Source organism: Streptomyces anandii JCM 4720 (assembly GCF_014650655.1).
Lineage (GTDB): Bacteria > Actinomycetota > Actinomycetes > Streptomycetales > Streptomycetaceae > Streptomyces > Streptomyces anandii.
Map to the genome: position 1 here is coordinate 96,609 of NZ_BMVJ01000024.1, position 5,488 is coordinate 102,096.

General features: G+C 70.0%; 5 protein-coding genes and 1 pseudogene. 3 read left to right on the forward strand and 3 right to left on the reverse strand.

Annotation, left to right across the window (positions count from 1 at the left end; genetic code table 11):
• Positions 1-274 (reverse strand): annotated as a pseudogene (locus tag IE249_RS39010) (amidohydrolase family protein); the annotation flags it as partial.
• Positions 275-468: 194 nt separating this feature from the next.
• On the opposite strand from IE249_RS39010, the gene IE249_RS30685 reads away from it, so the two are divergent.
• Entirely contained in the window at positions 469-1,404 is a 936-nt protein-coding gene (locus IE249_RS30685) for a hypothetical protein (protein ID WP_189710003.1), read from the forward strand.
• 38 nt (positions 1,405-1,442) lie between these two features.
• Here the strand turns inward: IE249_RS30685 and IE249_RS30690 are convergent, their stop codons facing one another.
• A complete protein-coding gene (locus tag IE249_RS30690; protein ID WP_189710005.1) occupies positions 1,443-2,012 on the reverse strand; it encodes a hypothetical protein in 570 nt (189 codons plus the stop codon).
• A gap of 55 nt (positions 2,013-2,067) precedes the next feature.
• Complete coding sequence (locus IE249_RS30695; RefSeq protein WP_189710007.1) at positions 2,068-2,781, reverse strand: hypothetical protein; 714 nt, start codon at positions 2,779-2,781, stop codon at positions 2,068-2,070.
• Between the two features lie 621 nt (positions 2,782-3,402).
• Here IE249_RS30695 and IE249_RS30700 point away from each other — a divergent pair.
• The gene (locus IE249_RS30700) at positions 3,403-4,101 is read left to right on the forward strand and encodes an NAD(P)-dependent oxidoreductase (RefSeq protein ID WP_189710009.1); all 699 of its coding nucleotides are present in this window, start codon (positions 3,403-3,405) and stop codon (positions 4,099-4,101) included.
• A 98-nt stretch (positions 4,102-4,199) separates the two neighbouring features.
• Positions 4,200-5,270 carry an RNA polymerase sigma factor SigJ gene (gene sigJ / locus IE249_RS30705; protein ID WP_189710011.1) on the forward strand — a complete coding sequence of 357 codons (1,071 nt, stop codon included), beginning with the start codon at positions 4,200-4,202 and terminating at the stop codon, positions 5,268-5,270.
• The last annotated feature ends 218 nt before the right edge of the window (positions 5,271-5,488 follow it).

The window sequence follows — 5,488 nt, forward strand, 5'->3', positions numbered from 1 at the left end:
GCGCGATGACCGTGGCCGCGTCGGCCGCGAACGCGGTGAGCAGGGCGGACGGGTCCATCGTCGTGTGGAGGTGGCAGTCGATGAAGCCGGGCAGCAGCATGCGCCCGCCGAGGTCGACCACCCGCCCCGCCTTACGATCGACTCTGTCGCCCACCTCGGCGACACACCCGCCGCGGACCACGACTTCGGTGTGCCCGGACGGCCTCCGCGCCAGTCCGTCCCAGCATCGCCCGGCCACCAGCACGACGGTCTCGGTCGAGGTCTTCGTGGTCATGGCCGCTCCCTGACTCACGGACTGGTTGCGGTAGCCCCGATCCCTGTCCAATCTTCCCACCGCGCGTGGGCATGCGCAGTCCGGTGCCGCAAGCGCGGCAGTGGACCGCGGGGTGGTGTGGGCGAAGGAGACCCCTTCCGAGCAGCCGCGGGGCGCCACCAAAGGCTCCTTCGGCAGTCGTCTACTCTCTCGGCATGCGGCGCAGCGATGTCACGCGGGGTGAAGGCACATGGGTGGGCCTGTGCCTGGAGGTGGAGAACCTTCAGCGGCCGGGACTGTGCGTATTCAGTGCCGGGCAGCGGCTGTTGGTCTCCCAGCTGTCGCGGCCTGTGTTGCTGGCCGTCGTCGACGACCAGCTCCAGGGCGTGGACTTCTGGCGCACCGAGGGGTACCGCTCCTTCGTCCCGCCGTTGCGTGCCGATGAGGGGCGTGCTCTGGCGGGGAGTCCGCAGCGGTGGGCGCACCGCTTTGCGCGGTACCTCGCCGACTCGCCCGACAGCCCCTTGCACGAAGGCCGATGGCTGCTGTCGTGCGAGAGTCCGCTTCAGCGGTGGCGCCACGCCAAGGTCTCACATGCGGAGTACTGGAGCTCGGTGCTCGTCGACGGTCATCCTGACGGGTACATCGACTGGTTCGTCCACTCCGGTGCGTGGGAGGTCCTCGCGCTGCGTCCGATGCCCGGTGCGGACGACGGTCGGGTCAAGGCGTACCGCAAGCAAGCCCGTGAAGGGACGCTGCCACCTGTTCTGTTGTGGTGGGTCAGCGGCCTGGACTGCCATTTGATCCTGGACGGTCATGCGCGGCTGGCCGCGGCGATCGCCGAATCGGTCGAGCCCCCGCTGCTGCAACTGCACCGCACGGTGCCGCGTGACGACCTGAACACGCGCATCGACGAGGCGGTGGACTTCTACGAACATGAACTGGCGCGTTTCGCCGAACTCCGAGCCGTGCACGGTCCCACTGTCCCGGACGGCACCGCCACCGCCGGCCCACAGCTCGTCCGCCTCCTGCACGACCTCGACACCGCGGCACAGCCGACCTGGGCCTGGCCCCTGCCCGGCGGGCAGGAACGATGGCGTCGCATCGCCCACGAGGCGACAGCCGGCCGGGACTGGCCATGCGATGACTGAAGCTCGTCCCGTTCGCGCGCGGTCTTGGATTTGGTCGTCTAGTCCAGACGGTCAAAGACGTGAACCTCGGGGGCGAACGCGTGGACCGTGGCCTTCAACCGGGTACGGTCCACGCGCCACAGAGCCATTGAGCGGCTCGCCAGGACGGTTCCGCGGAATGCTTCCACGAACTCGGCGGGAACCCGCGTAGCCAGGTATTCGTCGAGTTGCCGGAGTCCGGGGAAGCTCGAGGCCTCCGGCGGGGGTACAGATCCTTTCCTGTGGCGCACACCGATGTACGGCGTCTTCACCATGCGATGCGACTGCTCCGTCCACAGGTCGATGGACACGACCTCCGGCCAGCTCATTCGCTCAGTCCTGATGCCGAAGGGTGTGCCACCCAGCGTCACGCCTTCGGGATCGACGCGGAGAGCCACCCGGTGTGAGCAAGCGAGCAGGGCGGTCGCCAGGAAGGAGACGGTTCCCACGAGGCCGAGCGCGGCGGCGACCCAGCCCGGAGAACCTGGGACGAAGGCAAGTCCGAGGAGGAGCAGGCACAGCAGTGCCCCTTTCACCGTCGGAGCGTTCCAGCCGTAGCGGACTTCATAGGCCCGACGTCCGTCATCCATGGCCGAGATGATCTCAGAGGGCCCATCCCCACACACAGGCATCCGTCCGGGCCGCTCACACCTCGGAGGTGTCCGGTTCCGGGAAAACCACGACAAGGCGGTCGCTGAAGGAGCCGGCGGCGCTGTCGTCGGTGGTCTCGGCGCGGTACGCACGGATCGCCGGGTCGGCGAAGGTGAGCGTCAGCACCGGGCAGTCCGCGGAGTCGTTGGTGTCCTCGGGCGAGCACTTGTTGACGTCGAGCAGGTTGTGGCCAGGACACACCGCCCCGGCAGGCAGGTCCACGTCCAGGAGCAACTCCTTGCCGGGATCCACCCGGAAGCTGCCGGACGCCGGGGCTTTGACAGGCTTGCCCATGTAACCGCTGTCCACGACAGTCGCGGTGAGCCCGCGGGCGGAAGCGCGGACGCCCTCACCGTGCGGACCGTAGAGATCGAGCGTGACCCCGCCTTTGGCCAACGGTGCGTCGAGCAACAGCGGGCGGTCGCCCGTTCGGATCGCCGCGTGGACGGTGAAGCGGGGCTTGCCCGGCGACTTCGGTCCCGGATCGTAGGCGCCCCAGCTGGTGAGCACCAGCTGCGGATCCTTGCCGCGCTCGCCCTTCCCTCGCGGTACCGGTCGCGGCCAATCGTCCACCCCGCACTTCGAGAGTCGTGCGGTGCCGCCGGCGGGGAGCGGACTGTCCCGCAACGGCTGGGCGGGGGCCGGGTGTTCCATGGATGCGCGTGGATCGGACCTGGTCGCGGCATACGTCAGCACCAGCAGGCCCATGACGGGCACGGCGAGGACCAGCCAAGAACGCGGGGAAGCGCGGAACACTCAGTCACGTCCTCGCGCTCGGCCGACCGTCCCGGCACCGCCTCGAGGTCGTCCGCGTTCGTCGGCCGACGGCAACGGACAACGGTCCTCGGAAGCCGGACGGCCGGTGTCCCGGCTTCGCTCGCCTGCATGGGGGATCAGTCGCATGACGCCGACGCTCATGATTCTTTCTGCGCGCGGGACGGTGACAGCGTCACTCGCGCCGTCTGCCCTGCCCGGATTGCCGACTCGAGCAGGTCGTCGACCGTCCACTGGTCGTAGGCGTGTTCGCCGTGCTTCGCGGGCTCCACCGCCACGTGGCCGGCCGCGCGGAGCTGGAACGGCTGATCGTCGGCTCCGTGCTCGGCATCGTCGACACCGAGCCGCGGCCTGCGCGCGGGTGACTGACCCCGGGCACGCCGACCCCGCGTCCACCGCCGCCGCGAGACTGTGACTCAGCCCTCGCGCGGGCGCAAGGTGTCACACTCGTCGCCGTCGGCTCCCTCCCATATGGCACGACCGATCAGGACGACGGCCCCGTGTGCGCCCCAGGCCCACCGGTGGAGCCGCCCGTCCAGGGAGAGAGGAAGACGCGTGAAGCTGGTGATATTCGGGGCGAACGGACCGACCGGGCGGCAGGCCACCGAGCAGGCGATCGCGGAAGGGCACATGGTCACGGCCGTCACACGCCACCCCGAGGACTTTCCGCTGAGCCACTCACGACTGCGGGTGGCCGGCGCCGACGTGCTCGATCCCGCCGCCGTCGAACGCGCCGTGGCCGGGCAGGAAGCGGTGATCTCGACGCTCGGCGTGCCTTATGGCCGACGTCCCGTCACCGTGTACTCCGACGGCATCGGCCACATCACGCGGGCCATGACGAAGCACGGAGTCCGACGCCTGGTCTGCGTGACCTCGACCGTCCTCTTCGGCGTACCGGCGCCCGGCGAGACCTTCTTCTTCCGGGCGGTACTCGAGCCCCTGATCGCCCGTACCATCGGGCGCACCGTGTACGAGGACATGCGGCGCATGGAGCGGATCGTGAGCGACAGCGATCACCAGTGGACGATCGTCCGCCCCGCCGGCCTGTTCGACGCGGACGAGGTCAGCGACTACCAGGTCGCCACCTCCCGTCTGCCCGGCCGGTTCACCTCACGCGCGGACCTCGGAAACGCGCTGCTGCGCCACGCGACCGGTGACCGCCATGTGCGCGCCTTCGTCGACGTCCGCACCACGGAAGGCGCACCGAGTTTCCTCGACGTCATGCGCAAGGAGGCGCTCGGCGGCGGAAAATGAGATCCGGATACGACCGTGCCGCGCACGGAGCGTCCGGCATGTCACATTCCGGCCGCCCCGGCCCTCTCAGTAGTGAGCGCCGGACAGGAGGACGACCGATGGCAGCCACCCACGACGAGAGTGCGGCAACGCACCGAACGGGACCGGCCCAGGACACGCCGCACACGCCAGGCGCGGATCCCGGGCAGGCGGGTCCGGTGCACAACGCCACACGGCTCTTCGCCGACCACCGCGAGCTTCTCTTCTCCGTCGTCTACAACATGCTCGGCAGCGTCGCCGACACCGAGGACGTGCTCCAGGAGACCTGGCTGTCCTGGTCCGGCAGGAACCGCCGGGCGCCGCTCGCGGAGATCGGCAGTCCGCGCGCCTATCTCGTACGCATCGCGGTGAACCACGCGCTCGCCCGGCAGGCCGCGATCGCCTCACGCCGGGAGACGTACGTCGGTCCCTGGCTGCCCGAACCCCTGATCACCGATGCCGCCGCCGGCCCCGCCCCCGACACCGCCGAGCACGCGGTACGGACGGACTCGGTCTCCATGGCCATGTTGGTGGTCCTGGAGACCCTCACGCCCCTGGAACGGGCTGTGTTCGTCCTCCACGAGGTGTTCGGCTACCCCCACACCGAGATCGCCGGCGTGCTCGACCGCACCCCCGCCTCCGTGCGCCAGCTCGCCCATCGCGCCCGCGCGCACGTCCGTGCCCGCCGCCCCCGCTACCGCGCCCACCCCCGCGTCCGGCGCGAAGCGACAGAGCGGTTCGTCGCGGCCGCCCTAGGCGGCGACATCGGCGCGCTCATGGAGATACTCGCCCCGGACGTGACGGTCTGGATCGACAGCGGAGGAGCGCGGAGGGCGGCAGGGCTGCGCCCGGTCCACGGCAGGGAGAAGGCCGCCCGCATGCTGGCCGGCTACGCCACCCGGCGCACCGAGGACCCGGACATCCGCTACCGTCGCGTCAACGGCGACGACGCGGCGGTGCTGTTCACCGGCGACACCCCGTACGCCGTGATGGTCATGGACCTCACCCCGGACGGCGACCAGGTCTCGGACGTCTACCTGGTCACCAATCCCGCAAAACTCACCCGTGTACACCCGGGCGAGCCCGAGGAGAACATGACCCTGGACCGCCCGGAGCACCCACAGCCACCCACCACCCGTAGGGCGCCATGAGGGGGAAAGCGGCCGGCATGAAGCGGGCGGGTCAGGTCCGGCGGTGCGCAGACCAGTGCCAGCGGCGTCCCGGGCCGGACAGGAAGCCTGGCCATGGCCGCTGAGGTGCTGATCGCTGTGCACCCCGTGCAGGCCCTAGTTGTATTGACCTGAAGCGTTGTTAACGCGGCTGATCGGTGGGTGGCCGCCGAGTGCGGTGTGGCAGCGGTGGTGGTTGT